The sequence below is a fragment of the Paraburkholderia tropica genome (assembly GCF_014171495.1).
Lineage (GTDB): Bacteria > Pseudomonadota > Gammaproteobacteria > Burkholderiales > Burkholderiaceae > Paraburkholderia > Paraburkholderia tropica.
In genome coordinates this window covers 1,241,030-1,262,889 of the sequence record NZ_CP049135.1, presented here as the reverse complement: position 1 = coordinate 1,262,889, position 21,860 = coordinate 1,241,030, and the positions used below count along the sequence as shown (strand labels likewise).

At 65.3% G+C, this 21,860-nt stretch carries 20 protein-coding genes; 9 read left to right on the top strand and 11 right to left on the bottom strand.

What is annotated here, in order from left to right:
- The first annotated feature begins 81 nt into the window (after positions 1-81).
- Complete coding sequence (locus G5S35_RS20445) at positions 82-756, top strand: GntR family transcriptional regulator (RefSeq protein ID WP_065057584.1); 675 nt, start codon at positions 82-84, stop codon at positions 754-756.
- 121 nt (positions 757-877) lie between these two features.
- Here G5S35_RS20445 and G5S35_RS20440 read toward each other — a convergent pair whose 3' ends face one another.
- Positions 878-2,239 (bottom strand): APC family permease, encoded by a 1,362-nt coding sequence (locus G5S35_RS20440; RefSeq protein ID WP_065057585.1) that lies wholly within the window; start codon positions 2,237-2,239, stop codon positions 878-880.
- A 258-nt stretch (positions 2,240-2,497) separates the two neighbouring features.
- Entirely contained in the window at positions 2,498-3,328 is an 831-nt protein-coding gene (locus G5S35_RS20435) for a carbon-nitrogen hydrolase family protein (RefSeq protein WP_183038916.1), read from the bottom strand.
- Positions 3,329-3,472: 144 nt separating this feature from the next.
- Here G5S35_RS20435 and G5S35_RS20430 point away from each other — a divergent pair, with 144 nt between their 5' ends.
- Positions 3,473-4,324: a helix-turn-helix transcriptional regulator gene (locus G5S35_RS20430; protein ID WP_065057587.1), complete on the top strand. Its 852-nt coding sequence runs from the start codon at positions 3,473-3,475 to the stop codon at positions 4,322-4,324.
- A gap of 102 nt (positions 4,325-4,426) precedes the next feature.
- On the opposite strand, the gene G5S35_RS20425 is transcribed toward G5S35_RS20430, so the two are convergent.
- The 6 genes from G5S35_RS20425 to G5S35_RS20405 all read right to left on the bottom strand — a co-directional run bounded on the left by G5S35_RS20425 (position 4,427) and on the right by G5S35_RS20405 (position 8,923).
- Positions 4,427-4,849 (bottom strand): rubredoxin, encoded by a 423-nt coding sequence (locus G5S35_RS20425; protein ID WP_074981222.1) that lies wholly within the window; start codon positions 4,847-4,849, stop codon positions 4,427-4,429.
- Positions 4,850-4,892: 43 nt separating this feature from the next.
- Positions 4,893-5,021 (bottom strand): hypothetical protein, encoded by a 129-nt coding sequence (locus tag G5S35_RS40035; protein ID WP_258365463.1) that lies wholly within the window; start codon positions 5,019-5,021, stop codon positions 4,893-4,895.
- A 338-nt stretch (positions 5,022-5,359) separates the two neighbouring features.
- Complete coding sequence (locus tag G5S35_RS20420) at positions 5,360-5,917, bottom strand: FUSC family protein (protein ID WP_065057588.1); 558 nt, start codon at positions 5,915-5,917, stop codon at positions 5,360-5,362.
- Positions 5,918-6,051: 134 nt separating this feature from the next.
- Positions 6,052-7,431, bottom strand: a complete 1,380-nt coding sequence (locus G5S35_RS20415) for an aspartate aminotransferase family protein (protein ID WP_074981225.1) — start codon at positions 7,429-7,431, stop codon at positions 6,052-6,054.
- A 215-nt stretch (positions 7,432-7,646) separates the two neighbouring features.
- On the bottom strand, positions 7,647-8,060 hold the full coding sequence (locus G5S35_RS20410) for a DoxX family protein (RefSeq protein WP_065057590.1): 414 nt from the start codon (positions 8,058-8,060) through the stop codon (positions 7,647-7,649).
- A 137-nt stretch (positions 8,061-8,197) separates the two neighbouring features.
- Positions 8,198-8,923 carry a pirin family protein gene (locus G5S35_RS20405; RefSeq protein WP_183038915.1) on the bottom strand — a complete coding sequence of 242 codons (726 nt, stop codon included), beginning with the start codon at positions 8,921-8,923 and terminating at the stop codon, positions 8,198-8,200.
- Between the two features lie 133 nt (positions 8,924-9,056).
- Here G5S35_RS20405 and G5S35_RS20400 point away from each other — a divergent pair, with 133 nt between their 5' ends.
- The 4 genes from G5S35_RS20400 to G5S35_RS20385 all read left to right on the top strand — a co-directional run bounded on the left by G5S35_RS20400 (position 9,057) and on the right by G5S35_RS20385 (position 13,260).
- Entirely contained in the window at positions 9,057-9,965 is a 909-nt protein-coding gene (locus G5S35_RS20400) for a LysR family transcriptional regulator (RefSeq protein ID WP_110325907.1), read from the top strand.
- A 510-nt stretch (positions 9,966-10,475) separates the two neighbouring features.
- On the top strand, positions 10,476-11,039 hold the full coding sequence (gene ahpC / locus G5S35_RS20395) for an alkyl hydroperoxide reductase subunit C (protein ID WP_065057593.1): 564 nt from the start codon (positions 10,476-10,478) through the stop codon (positions 11,037-11,039).
- Positions 11,040-11,217: 178 nt separating this feature from the next.
- Positions 11,218-12,819, top strand: a complete 1,602-nt coding sequence (ahpF, locus tag G5S35_RS20390) for an alkyl hydroperoxide reductase subunit F (protein ID WP_065057594.1) — start codon at positions 11,218-11,220, stop codon at positions 12,817-12,819.
- Between the two features lie 174 nt (positions 12,820-12,993).
- Positions 12,994-13,260 carry a cupin domain-containing protein gene (locus G5S35_RS20385; protein WP_065057717.1) on the top strand — a complete coding sequence of 89 codons (267 nt, stop codon included), beginning with the start codon at positions 12,994-12,996 and terminating at the stop codon, positions 13,258-13,260.
- 81 nt (positions 13,261-13,341) lie between these two features.
- On the opposite strand, the gene G5S35_RS20380 is transcribed toward G5S35_RS20385, so the two are convergent.
- Positions 13,342-14,778: a virulence factor family protein gene (locus tag G5S35_RS20380; protein WP_237181385.1), complete on the bottom strand. Its 1,437-nt coding sequence runs from the start codon at positions 14,776-14,778 to the stop codon at positions 13,342-13,344.
- Entirely contained in the window at positions 14,775-17,339 is a 2,565-nt protein-coding gene (gene mprF, locus G5S35_RS20375; protein ID WP_183039465.1) for a bifunctional lysylphosphatidylglycerol flippase/synthetase MprF, read from the bottom strand. Before mprF ends, G5S35_RS20380 begins: the two co-directional genes overlap by 4 nt.
- 707 nt (positions 17,340-18,046) lie before the next feature.
- On the opposite strand from mprF, the gene G5S35_RS20370 reads away from it, so the two are divergent.
- Positions 18,047-19,210, top strand: coding sequence for a porin (locus G5S35_RS20370; RefSeq protein WP_065057596.1), 1,164 nt, complete (start codon positions 18,047-18,049; stop codon positions 19,208-19,210).
- A gap of 121 nt (positions 19,211-19,331) precedes the next feature.
- Here G5S35_RS20370 and G5S35_RS20365 read toward each other — a convergent pair whose 3' ends face one another.
- A complete protein-coding gene (locus G5S35_RS20365; RefSeq protein ID WP_074981231.1) occupies positions 19,332-19,787 on the bottom strand; it encodes a DUF2917 domain-containing protein in 456 nt (151 codons plus the stop codon).
- A 679-nt stretch (positions 19,788-20,466) separates the two neighbouring features.
- On the opposite strand from G5S35_RS20365, the gene G5S35_RS20360 reads away from it, so the two are divergent.
- Both G5S35_RS20360 and G5S35_RS20355 read left to right on the top strand, forming a co-directional pair.
- Complete coding sequence (locus G5S35_RS20360; protein WP_065057598.1) at positions 20,467-20,697, top strand: hypothetical protein; 231 nt, start codon at positions 20,467-20,469, stop codon at positions 20,695-20,697.
- Positions 20,678-21,406 (top strand): GntR family transcriptional regulator, encoded by a 729-nt coding sequence (locus G5S35_RS20355; RefSeq protein ID WP_065057599.1) that lies wholly within the window; start codon positions 20,678-20,680, stop codon positions 21,404-21,406. Before G5S35_RS20360 ends, G5S35_RS20355 begins: the two co-directional genes overlap by 20 nt.
- Positions 21,407-21,860 lie beyond the last annotated feature (454 nt).

The window sequence follows — 21,860 nt, the reverse complement described above, 5'->3', positions numbered from 1 at the left end:
TCCAATTCTGGCAGGCAAAAAAAACGACGACAACTTTTTTTCGTCGGCCTTCGTTCGGCCGGCGCAAACGCACACGAACACATGACGACAGTGCAGGGCAAGGAAGACCAGCGATCGCTGCCTCAAACCATCCGCGACCAGTTGCGCGATGAGATCCTGCGCGGCGTGCTGCCGCCGGGTGCGCAACTGCGCCAGGAAAGCCTCGCGGAGCGCTTCGGCGCGAGCCGCATTCCGGTGCGCGAGGCGCTGCGCCAGCTCGAGGCCGAAGGGCTCGTGAGCTACCAGCTCAACCGCGGCGCGGTGGTGATGGCGATGTCGACGCGCGAGATCTGCGAGCTGCTCGACATTCGCGCCGCGCTGGAGACGTACGCGGCGAAGCTGGCGGTGCCGAACATGGTGGCCGCCGACATCGACGTGATGAAGCGCATCCTCGCCGCCTACGACGCCTCCACCTCGCCCGCCGACTGGGCCGAGTACAACCGCCAGTTCCACCTCGCGTTGTGCGCGCCGGCGAACAACGCGCGGCTGCGCAAGATGATCGAGGAATACTGTTTGTCGACGACGAATCGCTATCCGCATCTGCGTATGTCGCTCGATACGGAAAAGGGCGACGTGCAGCGCGATCACTACGAGATCGTCGATGCCTGCAAACGGCGCGCCGTCGACGACGTGGTCGAGCTGATCGAGCGGCACATTCTCGATACGAAGCGCGAGGTGATGGCCGCCGCGCGGATGGCGGGCTTGACCGATCAGTGAGCTGATCGAGTGTCATTCGTTGCGCATGCAACGAAAAACGGCGAGCGCCCCTGCGGGCGGCTCGCCGTTTTTTACTTCAGCGCGTGGGGAACGCGCTGTATTTCGAGGCTTGTTTCGACGCTTAAACCGCCATTTCCGGCGGCGCGCGGCGGAAGCAGCGCGTGATCCAGCCGAGGTAGGCGAGGCCGAGCACGAACCAGATCACGCCGAGCACGATCGCGGTTTTTTCCAGGCTGCAGAGCAGCCAGAGGTCGGTGACCGCGCCGATCAGCGGGAACACCAGGCCGCCGAGCACGCCGAAGCCGCGCGTGCCGGCCGCGCCGCTGAAGTACTGGCGGATCACGCAGAGGTTCACCGACGTGAACGCGAGGAACGCGCCGAAGTTGATGAACGACGTCGACGTGGCCACGTCCAGCTTCAGCGCGATCAGGCCGACGATGCCGGCGATCGCGATGTTGATGGCGGGCGTGCGGAAACGCGGGTGAATGTAGCCGAAGATCGACTTCGGCAGCACTTCGTCGCGGCCCATCGCATAGAGCAGGCGGCCGACGCTCGCCTGCGCCGAGATGCCCGAGGCGAACTGCGCGAGGATCAGGCCCGCGAGGAAGATCGTCACGAAGATGTCGCCGCCGACCTTGCGCGCGATTTCGAACGCGGCCGAGTCCGGGTCCTTGAACACGGCGCCCGGATGCGCGAGCTGCAGCGTGTACGCGGCGATCACGAAGATCGCGCCGCCCACCAGCGCGATCAGCACGATGGCGCGCGGAATGGTCTTCTCGGGCTCGATGGTTTCTTCGGTGAGCGTCGAGACGGCGTCGAAGCCGAGGTACGAATACGCGGCGATCGCGGCGCCGGCCATCGTCGCCGAAAGCGGCACGTGCGGCTGGAAGAACGGCTGCGCGGTCAGCAGTCCGCCCGGACCCGCGGCGGCGGCTGCGTAGTGGCAGCACAGCACGACGAACACGGCGGCGATGCCGAGCTGCACGACCATCAGCACGATGTTGAAGCGCGCGGCCAGTTCGATGCCGAGCACGTTCAGGCCGCTCGTCAGCACGATGAACGCGACGATCCACACCCACGCCGGAATGCTCGGGAACGCCGCGCCCAGATAGGCCGCGCCGATCAGCCAGATCACCATCGGCAGGAAGAAGTAGTCGAGCAGCGTGGCCCAGCCGATCATGAAGCCCAGATGCGCGTTGAAGCTCTTGCGCGTGTACGTGTAGGCGGAGCCCGCGACCGGGAACAGACGGGCGAGCTTGCCGTAGCTGAGCGCCGTAAACACGATCGCGACGAGCGCGATCAGGTACGCGAGCGCGGCCGTGTCCTGGCTTGCGCCGGCGAGCACGCCGTAGGTGCCGTAGACGATCAGCGGCGCCATGTAGGCGAGGCCGAACAGCAGCACCGACGGCAGGCCGAGCGTGCGCTTGAGGTGCGGCTCTCTTGCGCTGTGTGCGCTTTGGGCGGGTGGCGAGGATGGCTTCATGATGCAGGTGTCTCCGAAATGCTGCGGGTGGGTTGCAAGGATCTGCGAGTGAAGTCCAGCCGATCTCTGCGCATGCGTGAGTGAAGCGTCCGGCTTGACGTCGCACGCATTGATTCGGGGTGCGAATCAGTGCGTGTCGCGCGCCTGACGTTGCGATGGCCGGTGTTCGGGCCACGCGTCGTTGCTTTATTTTTGGTGGTCGGCGCGGCGCGCGTGAGAATTACGCAGCCGTGCCGGAAAACGGTTTTCAGCGGTTTTTTACCGCGTCCGCGCGCGGATATTGAGCGAGCGGCGGCCCTGCGCGTCGTTTTCGTCGACGAGATTGAGCGCGATGCGCGCGTCGTGCAGATAGCTGTAGTGCTCGCGGCTTTGTGCGAGCAGCGCGCGATCGACCGTGACCGGCAGCACGGCGTCTTCGTGCTTGAGTTCGGCCAGCACGTCGCCGAACGGGCTGATGAGCGCCGACTCGCCGGGGAATGTGAGGTTGTCGTCGCCGTCGCCGATACGGTTCACGAGCGCCGCGAACATCTGGTTTTCCATCGCGCGCGCCACGATCGCGCGGCGGTGCACGGGCCCGAACGGATCCATGTTGCCGTTGGTGACGACCAGCATTTCGGCGCCGAGCGTGCCGACCGCGCGCGCGGTCTCGGGAAACTCGATGTCGTAGCAGATCAGCAGGCCGACGGTCATGCCCCTGAATTCGCAGACTTCGTAGCGGTCGCCGGGCGTGAACACGCCCACGTCGGTGGCCCACAGATGCGTCTTGCGGTATTGCAGGGCGATCTCGCCGCGCTCGTCGATCAGGACGGTGGTGTTGTAGAAGCGCTCGCCGTCACGTTCGGCGAGGCCCACGGCGACGGCCACATTGGCGTCGCGCGCGGCGTCGCGCACGCGGGTCAGCGACGGGCCGGACAGCGTCTCGGCGATGTCGCGCACGTTCTCGCGCGTGGGAAAACCGGTGAGCGTGGCTTCGGGGAACACCATGAGGTCGGTACCCGCGCGGCGCTTGCCGATGGCGTCCAGCGTGCGTTCGAGGTTGGGCGCGACGGCGCCGTCCACGAGGGGAATCTGCGCGAGTTCGAGTTGCATGTCTGTCTCCAAATTTGCCTCTGACAACGGGCTCGCGAGGCATTGAGCTTATAAAATGGCCGCGCGAACATCAGGAGCGGCTATTATCACCACGTTATTTTTGTCCAGGAATTACCCAGCAGGGGTACCCTGATCGGAGGACTCATGGAACCCGACTGGCAGGACCGCGCGTTCCATCATCACATCGCGACGCTGATCGACGCCCTCGACGGCCCCGATTTCTGGACCCGCGCGACTCGCGTGATCGAGCGCTTCGTCGCCTTCGACAACTGGGTGGCGCTCGTCTTCGTGCGCGATCGCGCGCCGCTCGTCTGCGCCGAGTCGCCGATGCCCGACGGCACCGTGGATCTCTTGTTCCGCGCGTATCTGGAGGGGATGTACCAGCTCGATCCGTTCTATATCAACGCATGCGAAAGGCCGCGCGCGGGGCTGATCACGCTCGCCGAAGTCGCGCCGGACAATTTCCGCATGACGGATTACTACCAGCGCTATTTCAAGAGCAACATCATCGGCGACGAAGTGCAGTTCAACGTGCCGCTCGATGCGCGGCGCACGCTGATTTTTTCGCTGGGTGCAAAGCACCATTACACGGAACGCGATGTGGCGCAGTTCGCGATGTTCGCGCCGTGGGTGATTGCGTTGATGCGCCAGCGCCTCGCGTACGAGCCGGGCGTGGCCGCCGACGAGGCCGCGGGCGCGCCGCAATCCGACGCCGTGGCGGAGCGCGCGGCGGCGGAGGTGCTCGAACTCGATTACGCCCGCCGCTTCGAAGCGGTCACGCAACAAAGCGGACGCACGCCGCTGACCGCTCGCGAAGTCGAAGTGGTGCGGCAGAGCCTGTCGGGATTTTCGACGCGCGCGATCGCGGAGCGGCTCGAAATCTCCTTCGAAACCGTGCGGGCGCACAAGAAGCATATTTACGCGAAGCTCGGCGTCAGCTCGCAGTCGGAGCTGTTCGCGCTGTTTTACGAGCCGAACGGGCGCGAGGGCGGGTGAGCGCGCGTCGCTGCGCTGCGTGCGTCCACGTGCTTGTTCCGACCCGCGCGCGCCTGAGCGCGTTGCGAAACCCCGCACGCCGATGAGCGCGGGGCGCGTGCGTCAGAACTCGATGAGCGCGAAGTCTTCCTTGCCCACGTCGCAGAGCGGGCAGCGCCAGTCGTCGGGCACGTCGGCCCAGCGCGTGCCGGGCGCGAGGCCGTCGTCGGGCGCGCCGAGCGCTTCGTCGTAGACCCAGCCGCAGATCACGCAGACCCATTGCTTGAAGCCGTCGTCGGCCGCCTGTGCGGCTTTGGGCGCGTTCGTGTCTTGCGCGGCCTCGGCCTGCGCGTCCACACGCGGCGTGTCGAGCGCGACGACGAGCGGCGCCGACGTGCTCTCGCGATTCGCGAGCCGGGTTTGCAGGGTCTCGAGCAATGCGGCGGCTTCTTCAGCCGTGAAGTCGATCCAGTAGGGATCGCCGGCGCCGTCGTTCAGACGGTCGGGGGAGAACTGGATTTCGAGGGCGACGCCTTTCTTGTACATAAGCGAAAACGGATTCCTGGGCGTCCCGTGCGGCGCGCCGCGCTTAGACGAACAGACGGACCAGAAGCGAGCCGGCGATGCCGCCAAAGGCGATCAGCGCGAGCATCTGCAGCAGAGAAATGGTCTTGCGCGGCGAAGCGTTCGGGGCGGGATGACGGGTCGTGGTGTTCATGGATGTGCGATGGTCGTGCGACGCGCGCAGCCGGTTGGCGACGCGGCGCGAAAGGTGACGAAATCAGTGTCGAATCTCATGCGCCCGCATTGGCGCGGCCCGGAGTTTCGCACGATTTCGCGTTTGCGGGGGCAATTGCACAGCGACCGCGCGCAGCGGCCGCACGGGCGTTGACGTCGGCGCAGGCCCATCGGCACGACGCTGCTGATTATCGCCGCTAATCGGCTGAGGATTGAGCAGCGAACGGAGATGGATTATTTCGCGAGGGTTGAGAGCGAGGGGGGATTCTTTCTCCGAGCCCCGCTTTTTCGCCTCGGCTTCGTCTGCCTTGCATGCCTTCAAACATGCAGCCACTTGCGCTCCACGAGCGAAAACACCCAGCAGACCGGCACCGCGCAGGCCATGCCGATGGCCACTTCCGCGACCCGGAACAGCGCCACGTCCCACACGGGGCCGTGCGTGGGGACCAGCAGCACGATGGTGGTGGTGATTGCGCCAAGGCGCGCCGCCGTGCTCACCCGCAGACACCAGCACGCGATGATGACCACGGCCACCGCCACGAGATACGCGGTGAGGTTTTCCGGTCCGAGCGTGGCCGCCGCGAAGCCCACCACGCCGCCCGCGATGGCGCCGATGAACTGGTCGCGCGACTGCGCGAGCGTGTCCGCATAGTCATGCTGGGTGACGGCGATGGCCGTGATCGCGGCCCAAAACGCCTGTTCGGTGTGCAGCGCATGGCCGATGGCGTACGCGAGCCCCGCGCCGCAGACGGCGCGCAATGCCATCAGCGTGCCTTGCGCCGCGCGGCTCTTGAGCGGCAGACGCTTGAGCGCGCCGAGCGCCGATTGCTGGAGCGACGAGAGATAGGCGAACAGATTGTCTTGCGGGTCGAGCATTGCGTGATGAGAAAGTCGGTCTGAAATCGTTGACAACGGTGAGCGTGAAACGGTGCACGTGAAGCGGCGAGCGCGCAAGCCGGAACGCGCCGCCGCGAGCCGGCGAAGCATAGCAACTCACCCATGCGGCCGCCTTACGCCGCGCAGAGTTCCCCAAGGCAGGCGTCGAAGGCCGCGAGCAGACGATCGACGTCGGCTGCCGTCGTCTCCGGACACACCAGCATCATGTTGTGGAACGGCGTAATCAGCACGCCGCGATTGAGCAGATAGAGATGGATCACGTGTTCGAGTTCGTCGTCCATGGCGGCGCGCGCTTCGCTGCCATTGCGCGGCGGCGTCGCGCAGAACTGGAATTCGCTGCGTGCGCCCACGCGCGTCACGCACCACGGCAGCGCGTGTTTGTCGATGAGCGCGGCGAGTCCCGCAGCGAGCCGTTCCGAGAGCGCGAACATCAGCGCATAGGCGGCTTCGGTCATCACTTCGTCGAGCGTTGCGCGCATCGCGCTCATGGAGAGCGCGTTGGCCGTGAGCGTCGTGCCGATGCCCGAGTGGCCCGGCGGCGCGTCGAGTTTGGCTTTTTGCGCGCGGCCTGCGAGATCGGCGCTGAAGCCGTACACCGCGCAGGGCACGCCGCCGCCCACCGGTTTGCCGAGCACGAACAGGTCGGGCTCGATGCCGTGTTCGCGTGCATAACCGCGCGGGCCGCTGCTGATGGTGTGGGTTTCGTCGATCAGCAGCAGCGCGCCGTGACGCCGGATGAGCGCCTGCGCTTCGCGCCAGAAGCCAGGCTCGGGGAGCACCATGCCGACGTTGGTCATCGCCGGTTCGGCGAGCACGCACGCGACGTCGTTGCCCGCGAGCGCCTGTTCGAGCGCCGCGAGGTCGTTGAATTCGACCACGCGCGTATGCGGCAGCAGGTCGTGCACCTGGCCGAGCAGGCTGGCGCGCTGGGTGGGCGCGCCGTCGATCAGGTCGACGAAGACGTCGTCGACGGTGCCGTGATAGCAGCCGTTGAACACCACGATGGCCTGGCGGCCCGTGGCCGCGCGCGCCCAGCGCAGCGCGAAGCGGTTGGCGTCGCTCGCGGTCATGGCGAACTGCCAGTAAGGCAGCCCGAAGCGTTCGGCAAGCGCCGCGCCGACGGCCACCGCGTCGGCGCCCGGCAGCATGGTCGTGAAGCCGCGTTCGGCCTGCTGCGCGAGCGCGCGCGCCACGGCGGGCGGCGCGTGGCCGAACATCGCGCCCGTGTCGCCGAGGCAGAAGTCCACATAGCGATGGCCGTCCACGTCGCTGAAGGCCGCGCCGCGCGCGGCGTCCACGTAGAGCGAGAACGGCGTGGACCAGTCGTTCATCCAGTGCAGCGGCACGCCGAACAGCAGATGCTGCGCCGCTTGCGCCGACAACGCCTGCGATGCCGGACGCGCGGCGACAAACGCGTCGCGCTCGCGTGCCAGCACGCGCCGCGCGCGTTCCCGGTTCACGCCGTGATTCTGCGAGGTTGGCCTGTCCTGCATGGGCGCTCCTGAGTCCTGTTGGGTTCGGAGCCATCCTCGCATGGCCGGCGTACGTTCGACAATTCGGTCAAACAGCCTATGCCGTCCGGCCGATGGGCACGCTCCGCGAAGCGCGCCGCACAATGAAAAACGCGCTGCGTCGCAAGTGTCTTGCGTCGCAGCGCGTTGTTTTCTGCCTTCTTGCCTTAAGCCGCGCGGGGCGGCTCCCCGGCGTCTTACTGGCGATCGATCGAGAACTTGCCCGGACCGGCCACGGCGAGGGCCAGCAGACCGCCCGCGATGCTCACGTTCTTGTAGAAGTTGATCATGTTGGCCATCTGGTCGGCGCCCGTCATGTTCCAGAAGTGATGGCCGATGATCGCGGTCGCCACGGTGTAGAGCGCGAGCAGCACGGCGAGCGGACGCGTATAGAAGCCCACGACGATCAGAATGCCCACCACGAATTCCATGACGACGGCGATCACCGCCGAGAGCATCGGCGCCGGCGCGCCCACGTGCGCCATATAGTCGACCGTGCCGGAGAATCCGGTGATCTTGGACCAGCCGAACAGCACGAACAGGGCGGCCAGCAGGATACGTGAGACCAGCAGGACGGCATCGTTGCCTTGTCCGAACAGGTTATGTCGCATGGTGTTCTCTCCGAAGAACTTGATTGAGGCGTGAATGTTATTGACTTGCTTGTGCGCACTCGCCGGGCGGCGGCCTGTGTTCACAGGCCGCCTGACTCCGGTCCGCGCGCCTTGAGTACGACGATGGCGTGCGGTGCTTACGACCAGAGTTCCGACACTTCGATATTACGCAGATCGAAGACCAGGACTTCGGCATCGTGTCCGTCGGTGAAGGTCAGTTCGCGTTCCGAGCGGATCCGCGCGCCGTCGCCTTCGCCCATTTCCACGCCGTTGAGCTTCACGCTGCCGCGCGCCACGTGGACATAGGCGTGGCGTTCGGCGCCGATCTCGACCTTCGCGCTCTCCGCGCCGTCGAGCCGGCCGGCGTAGACGCGGGCGTCCTGGCGCAGCAGCAGCGAATCGTCGGCGCCGTCCGGCGAGAGGATCAGGCGGAACTTGCCGCGCTTTTCTTCATCGGCGATGTTCTTCTGCTGATAGCGCGGTTGCGGGCCCTTCTCGTTCGGCGCAATCCAGATCTGCAGGAAGTGCACCGGCTGATCGGCCGAATGGTTGAACTCGCTGTGCGCGACGCCCGTGCCGGCGCTCATCAGCTGCACGTCGCCGGGGACGATCACCGAGCCCGTGCCCATCGAATCCTTATGTTCGAGCGCGCCTTCCAGCACGTACGAAAAGATTTCCATGTCGCGGTGCGGGTGCTTGCCGAAGCCGCGCGCCGGAGCGACGCGGTCGTCGTTGATCACCAGCAGGTCCGAGAAACCGGTTTGCTTCGGGTCGTAGTAATTGGCGAACGAAAAGGTGTGACGCGAGCTGAGCCAGCCATGTTCACCGCGGCCACGTTGGTCTGCTTTGCGAAGTTCGATCATGTTCTCTCTCCAGTTCGGTGGGGCCGTTTCGGCCCGGAATGTTGTGCTGCGATGGAAGAGAGTTTAGGTCAATCAAAGCGATGTAAATCGCCGTAAAATAGTACTCACTGTCACATTGAAGTGGACAATCGCAATGCAACTCGACGACATGCGGATCTTCGTGAATACCGTGGATGCGGGCAATTTCACGGCGGCGGCCCACCGGCTGCGGCTTTCCAAGCAGTTCGTGAGCCGCCGCGTGGCCGCGCTGGAGGCCGATCTGGGCGCGCGGCTGCTGGTGCGCAACACGCGCAAGCTGGCGGTCACCGATCTCGGCCAGGACTTCTACGAGCGCGCGAAACGCATCCTCGCCGACGTGAACGAGGCCGAGCAGGCCATGTCGGCGCGGCGCTCGGAGCCGCGCGGGCTGCTCAAGGTCAGTGCGCCGATGTCGTTCGGCATGGCGCATCTGTCGCCGCTGGTCGCGGAATTCCTGCGCGAGCATCCGGACGTGCGCTTCGACATGGATCTGAGCGACCGCAGCGTGGACGTGATCGGCGAGGGCTTCGACATGGCGCTGCGCATCGGGCGGCTCGCCGATTCCACGCTGGTGGCGCAAAAGCTCATCGACGTGCGCATGATCGCGTGTTGCAGCCCCGGCTACCGCCGCCGACGCCGCGCGCCGCAAACGCCCGAGGATCTCGCGCAGCACGACTGTCTGCCCTACGGCCAGCAGGGGCGCGCGCCGTGGGAATTCATGGTCGGCGGCGTGCGTACGCCGTTCGAGGTGCATGGGCCGCTGCGCGCCAACAATGGCGAGGTGATCCGCGACGCGGCCATCGCGGGGCTCGGCATCTGTTATCTGCCGGACTTCATCGTGGCGGGATCGGTGGACGCGGGCGTGCTCGTCGAAGTGCTGGAAGACTACATGCCGCCGCCGAACGCGCTGCACGCGCTTTATCCGCAGCACCGCGAGGCGTCGGTGACGATCCGCGCCTTCACGCAATATCTGCGTGAACGGCTGGCCGCGCGGGCGGCCACGGCGCGCGGCGGCGCGCTTTGATGCAAGGCGCATGCGTGTTGTGCGGCAGACTGCGCCGGGCCTTGAGGAATAGCGGTTGCGCCTGCATCTGTTGAATACAGCGCGCGCAATAACTGGCGTCAGTTCCCCGGAACCCGGCGCGGGTTTGCGCGATCACAGCGGTTGCGGCTGACGCCCAGTCGCCCGTCGCGGGTCCTCATTTGTCATCAAGCCAGAGGCAAACTGGCGAGAACAGCCGCATGACGGCCGTTCTGCCGCCCTCGGATGCACCAAAGTGGGGCGCAAACGCGGCAGTGAAGTGAGGCGCGATGTCGCAGTTTCGTTGTATGCTCACCGCCCCGACGGTTGCGCGGGCCGCCCCCGGGCGGCGCGGACGCCCGGCTGGCGGGCATCGGCGGCTCTCATAGGGCTTTTCCGGGGTCCGATAGGCACGGTTTATTCCCGCGATCAAAGCAACCAATTTTTCAAATGGGCGTAGATCCCTTAATCTTCGTCCATACCTTTTCCCAACCCAGAGCGAGGAAACAACGCATGTCTCTCATCAACACGCAGGTCAAGCCGTTCAACGCAACCGCATACCACAACGGCAAGTTCGTTCCGGTCTCTGAAGAAAACCTGAAGGGCAAGTGGTCGGTTGTCGTGTTCTACCCGGCTGACTTCACGTTCGTGTGCCCGACGGAACTCGGCGATCTGGCCGACCAGTACGCAGAATTCCAGAAGCTGGGCGTTGAGATCTACGGTGTGTCGACCGACACGCACTTCACGCACAAGGCATGGCACGACACGTCGGACACCATCGCCAAGATCCAGTACCCGCTGGTCGGCGACCCGACGGGCGCGATCACGCGTAACTTCGACGTCATGATCGAAGAAGAAGGTCTGGCACTGCGCGGCACGTTCGTGATCAACCCGGAAGGCGAGATCAAGCTGTGCGAAATCCACGACAACGGCATCGGCCGTGACGCCAAGGAACTGCTGCGCAAGGTGCAAGCTGCTCAGTACGTGGCATCGCACCCGGGTGAAGTCTGCCCCGCCAAGTGGACGCCGGGCGCAGAAACGCTCAAGCCGTCGCTCGACCTGGTCGGCAAGATCTAAGCGTCGTTTCACCCGCGCGATCGTCATGACCGCGTGACGCTGAAGCTGTACCGCTGTATCTCCGGGCCGCGCCTTCGCGGCAGCGGCCCGGACGCCTGATCCGCCCCTGTGCAGGACGGCGAAATTTGCCAGGCAATACTTAAGAATTCCCCCGCTTCTTCTCTAGCCGGAAAACGCCATGCTCGACGCCAATCTCAAGACCCAACTGAAAAGCTACCTCGAAAAAGTCACGCAGTCGATCGAGATCGTCGCGTATCTGGACGACGGCGAGAAGTCGCAAGAACTGCAGCAACTGCTGCAGGACATCGCACCGCTCTCGGACCGTATTGCGCTCGAAGAACGCCGTGGCGCCGCAGCCGGCGACGCGCGTACCCCTTCGTTCGAGATCAAGCGCGCCAATTCGGACGTGAAGGTCACGTTCGCGGGCATTCCGATGGGCCATGAATTCACGTCGCTCGTGCTGGCGCTGCTCCAGGTGGGCGGCTACCCGGTCAAGCTCGAAGACGAAACGATCGAACAGGTCAAGTCGCTCGACGGCGTGTTCTCGTTCGAAGTCTATATGTCGCTGTCGTGCCAGAACTGCCCGGAAGTCGTGCAGTCGATCAACGCGATGGCGGCGCTCAACCCGAATGTGAAGATCGTCACGATCGACGGCGCGCTGTTCCAGGGCGAAGTCGAGAAGCGCCAGATCATGGCCGTGCCGACCATCTACCTGAACGGCGAAGTGTTCGGCCAGGGCCGCATGGGCGTCGAGGAAATCCTCGCGAAGCTCGATACGGGCGCCTCGGCGCGTGCCGCCGAAAAGCTGAATCAGAAGGACGTGTTCGACATGCTGATCGTCGGCGGCGGCCCCGCCGGCGCGGCAGCCGCGATCTACTCGGCGCGCAAGGGTATCAAGACGGGCGTGCTGGCCGAACGTTTCGGCGGCCAGGTGCTCGACACGATGTCGATCGAAAACTTCGTCTCGGTGAAGGAAACGGAAGGACCGAAGTTCGCGGCGGCGCTCGAACAGCACGTGCGTGCCTATGACGTCGACATCATGAACCTGCAGCGCGCCGAAGCCATCGTGCCGGTCGGCAAGGGTTTCGAAGTGCGCACGCAAAGCGGCGCGACGCTGCGCGCGAAAAGCGTGGTGCTGGCGACCGGTGCGCGCTGGCGCAATGTCGATGTGCCGGGCGAGCAGGAGTACAAGAACAAGGGCGTGGCGTACTGCCCGCACTGCGACGGTCCGCTGTTCAAGGGCAAGCGCGTGGCGGTGATCGGTGGCGGCAACTCGGGCGTCGAGGCGGCGATCGACCTCGCCGGCATCGTGAGCCACGTCACGCTGCTCGAATTCGGCGCGCAACTGCGTGCGGACGAAGTGCTGCAACGCAAGCTGCGCAGCCTGCCGAACGTCACGGTTCACGTGAACGCGCAGACGACCGAAATCGTCGGCGACGGCCAGAAGGTCACGGGCCTTGCGTTCCTCGAACGCACCACGGGCGAGAAGCATCATCTCGAACTCGAAGGCGTGTTCGTGCAGATCGGTCTGGTGCCGAACACCGAGTTCCTGAAGGGCACGGTGGCGCTCTCGAAGCACGGCGAGATCGAAGTGGATGCGAAGGGTCAGACGTCGGTGCCGGGTCTGTTCGCGGCGGGCGACGTCACCACGGTCCCGTTCAAGCAGATCGTGATCGCCGTGGGTGAAGGCGCGAAGGCTTCGCTCGGCGCGTTCGACTACCTGATCCGCTCGTCGGCGGACGACGAGGAAGATGCGAAGGTCGCCGCCGCGGTGGTCTGACGCGCGCCTCACACCGAAAGGTTTTAGCAGTCTCTCTTTGCGCCGGCTTCGTGCCGGCGTTTTTTTTGTCCGCGAATTTGTCTGTGGAATGCGGGCGCGGATACCCCGTGCAAGCGCCTCGCGGACGTGACACACTAAATGCACGGCGCGTTGCCGATCGAGAAGGAGACTGCCGTGGACCGCGAAACCTTTGTTCGCACGCTGGCCGAAGAAGGCTTTCCCGAACCCGTGCTCGTGACGCGCGAGCATGGCGCGATGGACGAGCATACGCATCCGTTCGAAGCGAAAGCGCTGATCGTGATGGGCGAGATCACGATCGGCGCGGATGGCGAGGAGCGGCTATATCGTGTCGGCGACGTGTTTCATCTGGCCGCCGGGCAGCCGCATGTCGAGCGCTATGGGCCGCAGGGCGTGCAGTATCTGGCGGGACGCAAGGATTGAGTCGAAAAAAATGGCTGCCGGAAGGCAGCCATTTTTCCTTGCAGCGATGCGCGAATCCAGGGACGCGTGGACCCGCACGGTCTAACCCCGCGCCGCAATTTCCTTCTTCCACCCTTCGATGATCTTCGCCGCAAGCGCGTTGTAATCGCCGTCGAAATGGTGGCTGCCGTTGGTCCTCACGAGATCGATGCCGGTGTTCGCGAGCGCCGGGCACAGCGTGTCCTTTTCGTCCTCGCCGTACACGCACTGCACGATCGACGGCGGCACTTTCGCGAGTTCCGGGCGCACCTTGAGCGCCTTGTCGCTCGCGGGCATGCCGAGCCAGCCCGTCACGCGGATCTGGAAATCGGCGTCCGGCGCGAAGCCGAGCAGCGACATGTACGACACCTTCGCGCGCAGCGCGTCGGGCAGGCGGTTGTAGGCGAACGGCATCACATCCGCGCCGAACGAGTAGCCCACGAGCGCGATGTGCTTCGCGTGCCAGCGCGACGCGTAGGTGTTGAGCACGCGTGCGAGATCGTGGCTCGTCTGCGCAGGCGGCTTCTCGCTCCAGAAATAACGCAGCGCGTCCCAGCCGACCACCGAAATACCCTGCTTTTGCAGGGCTTCCGCGATGGTCTTGTCGAGATCGCGCCAGCCGCCGTCGCCGGAAATCACCACCGCGAGCATGTCGGTCGGATGCGCGGCGGGCAGCTCGATCAGCGGCAGATCGGAGACGTCCTCTTCGCTTTCCGTCTGCGCGCGCAGATGCGGTGCGGTCAAAGTCGCGAGCTTGTCGGCATCGGAAAGATTCGCGGCGAACACGCGTGGCGCGGCGCCGTTCGATGCGGGCGCAACTTTCTCGCCGTTCGCCTGCGAGGCGGTCACGCCTTGCTCGAAGAAGCCGGGCAGACCCTTGCCGCGCGAAAGCGTCGGATCGGCGGGGCAGGGCGCGAAGCGCGCGTCGAGCGGTTTCGTCGACGGATCGAGCGACACCGCGCCCGCCATCGTGTTCGCGGGCGACTGCGAGAGCATGCGTTGCGCGATGAGCGCGCCGGTGCCGCTGCCGATCGCGATCGGCGCGAAATACTCGTTCGATCCCTGCTGGCGTTCGAGCTGATGGCTCAGCGCTTCGGCATCGCTGTAGAGCTTGTGGCAGGTCTCGTTCTTGATGGCGCCGAGGTTCGACGCGTAGCGCGCCGTGTCCACGCCCACGACCAGCGCGCCGTGCTGCGCGAGCGCGTCGGCGCGCGTCTGGTCGGCGGCGTTCCAGTGTTCGCCCGCCGAGAACAGCACCGCGAAGCCGCGAATCGCGCCAGCGGGTCTGGTCATCGCCACTTCGCCGTAGCGGCCGCCCGAGACGTGTTCGATGGCGTTTTTTTCAGCGCTTTTTTCAGCACTATTGGCGGCTTTGGCCGTCGACGTGGAAAGCGTGGAAGCCGTGGAAGCGAACGCGCCATGCGACGCGCCGGCGACGAGCAGGACGGCGCCCGCCGCCGCGCGAAGCGTGCGCGGCAGCGTGGAAAAACAATGCATCATGAACGCCAGCCTCCTGCCAGCAGCGATAGATCCGCAAGGGTGATGAACACGCTGATCGAGCCCGAAGCGGCCAGATAGCGCGGTTCCCAGCGCGGCGCGAACTTGTTCTTGAAGCCGCGCAGCCCACGGAAGTTGTAGAACTTGCCGCCGAAGCGCCAGATCAGCCCGGCAAGGCGATGCCACGACGACGCGAGCGGCGTCGGGCCCATGCCGGAAAGCGGCGCCATGCCGAGCGAGAGCGACTGAAACCCGGCGGCCTTGAGATGCAGCGCGAGCTGCGTGAAGAGATATTCCATCGCGTAGGGCGACGCGCCCGGCAGATGGCGCATGACGCCGACCGTCGCGTCGGTGTTCAGGTCGGTCGTCATGAAGGTGACGAAGGCGAGCGGCTCGCCGTTCTGACGCACCAGCAGCACGTGCTGGGCGGCGAGGTAATCGTCGTCGAATGCGGCCACCGAGAAGCTCTTTTCACGCGCTTCGCGGTCTTCGAGCCACGCGTCGGAAATCGCGCGCAGCGTCGGCAGCGTGTCGGGCATCTGCGACGGATCGATGTGATCGAAGGTGAAGCCGTCGCGCTCGCCGCGCTTGAGCGCGTAGCGCAGATGCGCGCGCTGCGGGCCCTTGAGGTCGAATTCCTGCAGCATCACGCGCGCTTCCTCGCCGAGCTTCATCAGCGTGAGGCCGGCGTCGAGGTAGAGCGGCAGGGCGTCGGCGCGCACCTGATAGAACGCGGCGCGGCCGCCGTGCGCGTGCGCGAGCGAGACGAATTCGCGGATCAGCGCGGGCCATTCGTCGCGCGGTCCGACCGGATCGTGCAGCGCGGCCCACGTGCGGCCGCGCTTGGCGTACATGAGGAACGCGCTGCGCGACTGCGAGAACAGGAAGCTCTTGTCGCCCATCAGCGCGAGGCCGGCGTCGCTGCGTTCCTGCGCGCGCACGATGCGCGCGGCTTCGATCAGGTCTTCGCTCGCGGGCATCACGAAACGCCCGGCCGCCGGACGCAGCAATTGCCACGACGCCAGCGCGGCGGCGAACACGCCCGCGCCGAGCGTGGCGCGCAGCGCACGCGGCGCGCGTTCGTCGAAAGCGAATTGCCACCAGAGATGCTGCGAATAATCGACGTCGCGGAACGCGAACAGCAGCACCCACACGGCCAGCGCGATCACGCAGCCGACCGAGGCGAGCCACGCGGGCGTGAAGCGCTCGGTGAACAGCGACGAATGGCGATTGAAGCGGCGGCGCGTGGCGAGCAGCAGCGCGATCAGCACGCACAGCACGCCCGCTTCGACGAACGCGAGGCCCTTCATCAGCGAAAGCGCGAGGTTGGCGACGGCCAGCATGAGCGCGAGCCACCACGCGGCGTCGAGGCGGCGCAGCAGGCCGCGCGCGACGAACAGCAGCAGCACGCCGAACAGGCTGCCGAGCATCTGCGAGCTTTCGAGCACCCAGAGCGGCAGCACGGTTTGCAGCAGCGCGATGCGCTTGGCGAACGCGGGCGTCGCGCCGGAGATCACGAGCATGCTGCCCGTGACGAAGGTGACGATGGCGAGGAACAGCGGGGCGAGTTGCGAGACGCCGTCCGCGCCGCGTTTCGCGATCGTCGTGCTGAGCGGGTTCGTGAGCGCGCGGCCTTCGAACACGGCGAGCAGCGCGGCCGAAAGCGCGAGCGGCGCGCCGAAATAGATCGCGCGGTAGGCGAGCAGCGCGGCGAAGACCTTCGAGCCGGGCACGCTGGAACCGAGCGCGAATACCATCGCGGCCTCGAATACGCCGATGCCGCCGGGCGTATGGCCGATCAGGCCGAGCAGCATCGCGGCGGTGTAGACGGTCAGGAAATCGGCGAAATCGATGTGCGCGTGCGGCATCACCGACCAGAGCGCGAGACCGGCGCCCACCACGTCGAGCGCGGCGAGCAGCAGTTGCGCGACGAGGTCGCGGCGCGCGGGCACCGAGAAGCGCGCCCAGTCACGCTTGAGCGGATTGATTTCGCGCGCCGTGGCGGGGCAGGCCGCGATCGTCGCGGCGCCGAGCGCGAGGACCGCGCCGCCGATGCCGCGCAGCGCGTCGGGCGAGAGATGGAGCAGGCCGGAGAGCGTCGGCGCCGCGCAGACCATGCCGAGCGCGGCCATCAGCGCGAGGGCGAGCGCGAGCGTGACGCTCGTGAACACGGTCATGCGGCCGATCTGCGCCGGCGTGACGCCCGAGCCGCCGTAGACGCGGCAGCGCACCGCGCCGCCCGTGAGCGCGCCGAAGCCGGTCACGTTGCCGAGCGCCGAGCCGGCGATCGCGCCGACCCAGAGCGGGCCGCGCGGCACCTTCATGCCGAGATAGCGCAGGCCGATGGCGTCGCGTCCGACGAGCGCGATGAAGCTCAGCGCGGTCGCGCCCAGCGCGCCGATCCACTGGAATGCGCTCAACTGCCAGAGCTGGCGGATCACCGAGCGGTAATCGACGGATCGCGACAGATGCTGGAACACGACCAGCAGCAGCGCGCAGATGCCAAGCGCGAGCGCCGGCGCGACGAAGCGTTGCAGGCGCAGGGCGCGAGCGCGGCGGCGCATCGCCACGAGGGCGGCGCGCGCGATGCGCGAGGGGGGTGATTGAAGCATGGATCGGTCTGGCGAGTCTGCGATGGCGCCAATGCGCCGTGGGCGGCGTCCCCGGGGACGGCATCGCGTTCTGGTCGTCACGTTCTTCCGGTGCCGGCGCCGCTCGATCGCGTCGCGCAGTAATCAGAGCCGGGACGGCGAGCCAAAACGTAAACGTTCGGTAAATGACTGGTAATCCAGAAAACGCGCTGGGCGGCCTGACGGTTGACTAAGTGGATAAAGAATCCCGGAAAGTGAACGATCGGGCAGCTGATCGGCGGGCGTCCGAAACCGCGTTTTCGGCGCCTTCGGCGGTTAAATGGGTCGTTAAACGTTTGTTAATGACCGGCGCGCCGGATTGCGGATTTCGCAAAAGCGGGGCATGAGACGACAGCATCGATTCAAAGCGGAACACGGCGGAAAAAACCTCGTTTAACCCGACAGGACGAACACGCCGGCAGCCCTGCTGCGCAAGGCATCGGCGAAAATGGGGCGCGCCATTGTTTCATCGCGCGACAGAATGATTTACGGCAGCACGCGACCTTTTCTGAATCCGCTGTGACCCCGCTGTGACCAATTGGATACACGCTTTTTAAATCTTTTACTTCCCCTCGCCGTGGAGTTAGTCTGAATACCTCGGGCGACGTATGACTGCGATTTGACCGTGCGAGGAGAATGACGTGAACAGACTAGCCTTGACTTCGCTTTCGCTCGCCGCGCTCGGTGCAGCCGGCATCGCGCAGGCTCAGACCAGTGTCACGCTGTACGGCACCATCGACACGTCGATCACCTACGTCAACCACGCCAACGGCAGCAACAGTCTCTGGTCGCTCGGCAACAGCAGCTTCGGCAATCTGTCGGGCTCGCGCTGGGGCCTGAAGGGCGCCGAAGATCTGGGCGGCGGCCTCAAGGCGATCTTCCAGTTGGAAAACGGCTTCAATCCGTCGACCGGTCAGTCGGGGCAGGGCGGCCGCATGTTTGGACGCCAGGCGTACGTGGGCCTGACCGCCGAGCAATACGGTTCGCTCACGCTCGGGCGTCAGTACGATCCGCTCATCGACCTCGTGCAGGGCATCACGGCCGACAACTACTTCGGCTCGGCCTTCGCCACGCCCGGCGACGTCGACAATTACGACAACAGCTTCCGCGTCAACAACGCCGTCAAATACACCACGCCGGTGTGGAACGGCTTGCAGGCCGCCGCGATGTATTCGTTCGGCGGCATCGCCGGATCGACCGGTTCCGAGCAGTCGTATTCGGCGGCGGTCGCCTACAACAACGGCCCGATCGCCGTCGCCGGCGGCTACTTCTACGCGGCCAACAGCCAGGCCGGACTGGGCATCCGCACCGACGGCTGGACCAGTACCTCGGACGGCACCTTCGACGGGCCGGTCAATTCCGGGTATGTGAGCGCACACTCACTTTCTATCGCGCGGGCGGCGGCGCAGTATTCGGCGGGTCTCTTCACGTTCGGGCTCGGCTACAGCAACGCGCAGTACGCGTCGGATGCGAGTTCGGTGTTTCGCGACACGGAGAAGTACAACACCGGCCAGGGTTTCGTGAATTACCAGCTCAACCCGGCGCTGCTGCTCGGGCTCGGCTACACCTATACGCACGCGAGCGGCGACACGAACGCGAACTACCATCAGGTGTCGATCGGCGCGGATTACAGCCTGTCGAAGCGCACCGATCTCTATATGACCGCGGCCTGGCAGCACGCGAGCGGCGAGCAGGGCGATGGTTCGGGCGGCTCGATGCCGGCGGAAGCGTCGATCGGCTCGTATGGCTACAACGGCACGTCGTCGCAGACGATGGTGAACTTTGGCTTGCGGCACAAGTTCTGAGGCAAGCACTTTTTAGCGCGTTTCGAGACCTGCGCCGGGCGTCCGTTTTCATGGACGCCCGGCGTTTTGCTTTTTCTCTTGTATGTTGTCGGCCACGCCTGCCGGCTTTCACGTCGCGCCGCTAACGCGCGCGCCGCAAGAGCCGCAAGACCCGCAAGTCGAGCCACGCCGCGAGACGTTCGACGGCCACGCTGGCAAAACTCGGTTGCCGCCAGGCGCTCGTGAGCGTCACGCGCGCGAGTGGGCGGCGCGTGGCGGCGTCGGGCGTGTGGTCGGTGTCGTTGATGTCATCGGCGCTCAGCCACAGACGTTCGCCGCGATGCACGCGCAGCATGTCGCCGGGATTCAGCCAATGATCGTAGGGAGAGCGTGCGCGCGTGAGCCAGATGCGCGCGCCGTAGACGCGCAACGTGCCGTCGGCGCTGACGCGCCAGGTGAGCGTGGTCGCACGCGGTACGGCGAAGTGAATCGACAGCGCGGGCAAGGCGACATCGTGTGCGGCAAAGTCTGCACCGAAATCCGCGCCAAAAGCGGGAACGGCGCTGCACACGCCGGGCTGCTGTGAAGCTTCATCCATCGTCATCTCCAGAGTGGGAGCCGACCGACGGGGCGCTTTCTTCTGCCCTTGCTGCTTGTTCGATGCTCACAAAACAAGAAGCCCCGTCGATGCCGGCGGGGCTTTGTGATTTGCGTAAGACGGACTGCCTGTATTACCCGTTCGCACACACTCCCCGTGACTCGCCAGTATTCGGCGTGTGCCACGGATGATTCATCGCGGTCGTGAGGGTGAGGGGACGCATGTGCATGAACCGAGTGTGCGGGGGCGAGCCGTGTGGTGTCAACAGAATTCGCTGCGAGGCGAGGCGCCGGACGTGAGCGCTGACTGCGCTGAATACGCTTGTTTGCGCTCGCTTACGCTCGACCGATCTGGCGAGGGAGACAACGGCGAGCGGAGGCGAGATCCGTTTCATCTGCCCCCTTGCCGCTGACGGGCATTTCCTCCAGGATGGGTTGTTTTCTCATCGGAACTACCGGAATTACCGGGACTACTAGCGGGACCATTGGGGCCATCGGGACCCGCCGCGCGAATGGGCCGCCTTGCCGGGCGGACGATTCGCCAACGTGCCACCGTCGCCGTTGCAGAAAGGTCACATTAGAACAGATCCTCTCTGATATACCACATACAGAATATTGCTTTTTGTCGCGACGCAGCATATGATTCAGTCATTCGATGACTCAATCTTGCGGAGCTTCAAATGGATCTCGTCTCTCTTGCACTCTTTGCGACGGCAGTTGTGGCCTTGGGTGCCGCCGCTACGGTTATGATCGCGAAATGGCTGCCGCAATCGGCCATCGAGCAGGCCGCACAGCACGGCCGCTTCGTCGGTCTGGGCGAGGCGCCGCGCGCGCAGCCCGCACGTTCGGTCCGCCCGCTGGTTCGTCCGCAGGTCGGTAAAGAGGCAATGAATGTCGTCAGAACACACTGAAGCAGTCGCCACCCGGGACGCCGCGCCGCTCACGCTGGCGCTGCAGCCCATCAACGCCACGCTAAGCCTGCGCGATCAGGCTTATGCGATGCTGCGCCAGGCTATCGCCGACGCCGATATCTATCAGACGCGCGAGGAAATCCGCCTCGACGAACGCGTGCTGAGCGAAACGCTCGGCGTCAGCCGCACGCCCGTGCGCGAAGCCATGACGCTGCTCGAACAGGAAGGCTTCCTGCGTATGGTGCCGCGTCGCGGCATCTATATCGTGCGCAAGAGCAAGCGCGAGATCGTCGAGATGATCCAGATGTGGGCCGCGCTCGAGAGCATGGCCGCGCGCCTCGCCACGCTGCACGCCACCGACGAGGAAATCGCGAAGCTGCGCCATATGTTCGACAGCTTCCGCGACAGCACGCCCGCCGAGCACATTGCGGAATATTCGGACGCCAACATCGCCTTCCACCAGGCGATCGTCGAGCTTTCGAAGTCGCAGATCATCCTCGATACGATCAAGAACATCTTCGTGCATGTGCGAGCGATCCGTCGCATGACCATCTCGCAGAGCGATCGCGCGTCGCGCTCGATCGTCGATCATCTGCGCATCATCGAAGCGCTGGAGCAGCGCGATACCGAACTGGCGGAACGGCTCACGCGCCAGCATTCGCTGGATCTCGCCGCTTACGTCGAAAAGCATTGCGACTTTCTCGATTGAGCGCGTGACAGGGCGCGTTATGCGCTGACGGGACACAAAAACGGGAGACCTGCGGGTCTCCCGTTTTCATTTGCACGCAGCGCGCTCACGCGCTCTGTGCTCGGAGCGGATGAGACGGCGCTGGCGGAAACTTTATGCGCATCAAGGCCGGCGGCGGGCGGTGCGAGCCGCCCGAACGCGCTTGCCCAATCGGCAAACTCCAAGCGCAGTAAGCGTTCCACGCACTCGGACGCCTCTCCATTTTCCACACGCGATCTGAAATATTTGCCCGCGTTCGCTCGGGGTTTTCCCGTTCGTGCGCTGCAGCAAACGCGCGCCGATTCCCTCAACGCCTTATTCCACAAGCTTTTCCGCCCACTTTTCGACGCGCTGTGCCGGATAAATCCCCCTTGCTTCGTTGTGATATATCACATACCGTATTGTTCAAGGACGCAGCTCGCATCGCAATCAGCCA

Coding starts and splice junctions, on each gene's coding strand:
- G5S35_RS20445 (WP_065057584.1), top strand. CDS start 82: ATGACGACAGTGCAGGGCAAGGAAGACCAGCGATCGCTGCCTCAAACC.
- G5S35_RS20440 (WP_065057585.1), bottom strand. CDS start 2,239: ATGAAGCCATCCTCGCCACCCGCCCAAAGCGCACACAGCGCAAGAGAG.
- G5S35_RS20435 (WP_183038916.1), bottom strand. CDS start 3,328: ATGCAACTCGAACTCGCGCAGATTCCCCTCGTGGACGGCGCCGTCGCG.
- G5S35_RS20430 (WP_065057587.1), top strand. CDS start 3,473: ATGGAACCCGACTGGCAGGACCGCGCGTTCCATCATCACATCGCGACG.
- G5S35_RS20425 (WP_074981222.1), bottom strand. CDS start 4,849: ATGTACAAGAAAGGCGTCGCCCTCGAAATCCAGTTCTCCCCCGACCGT.
- G5S35_RS40035 (WP_258365463.1), bottom strand. CDS start 5,021: ATGAACACCACGACCCGTCATCCCGCCCCGAACGCTTCGCCGCGCAAG.
- G5S35_RS20420 (WP_065057588.1), bottom strand. CDS start 5,917: ATGCTCGACCCGCAAGACAATCTGTTCGCCTATCTCTCGTCGCTCCAG.
- G5S35_RS20415 (WP_074981225.1), bottom strand. CDS start 7,431: ATGCAGGACAGGCCAACCTCGCAGAATCACGGCGTGAACCGGGAACGC.
- G5S35_RS20410 (WP_065057590.1), bottom strand. CDS start 8,060: ATGCGACATAACCTGTTCGGACAAGGCAACGATGCCGTCCTGCTGGTC.
- G5S35_RS20405 (WP_183038915.1), bottom strand. CDS start 8,923: ATGATCGAACTTCGCAAAGCAGACCAACGTGGCCGCGGTGAACATGGC.
- G5S35_RS20400 (WP_110325907.1), top strand. CDS start 9,057: ATGCAACTCGACGACATGCGGATCTTCGTGAATACCGTGGATGCGGGC.
- ahpC (WP_065057593.1), top strand. CDS start 10,476: ATGTCTCTCATCAACACGCAGGTCAAGCCGTTCAACGCAACCGCATAC.
- ahpF (WP_065057594.1), top strand. CDS start 11,218: ATGCTCGACGCCAATCTCAAGACCCAACTGAAAAGCTACCTCGAAAAA.
- G5S35_RS20380 (WP_237181385.1), bottom strand. CDS start 14,778: ATGATGCATTGTTTTTCCACGCTGCCGCGCACGCTTCGCGCGGCGGCG.
- mprF (WP_183039465.1), bottom strand. CDS start 17,339: ATGCGCCGCCGCGCTCGCGCCCTGCGCCTGCAACGCTTCGTCGCGCCG.
- G5S35_RS20365 (WP_074981231.1), bottom strand. CDS start 19,787: ATGGATGAAGCTTCACAGCAGCCCGGCGTGTGCAGCGCCGTTCCCGCT.
- G5S35_RS20360 (WP_065057598.1), top strand. CDS start 20,467: ATGGATCTCGTCTCTCTTGCACTCTTTGCGACGGCAGTTGTGGCCTTG.
- G5S35_RS20355 (WP_065057599.1), top strand. CDS start 20,678: ATGTCGTCAGAACACACTGAAGCAGTCGCCACCCGGGACGCCGCGCCG.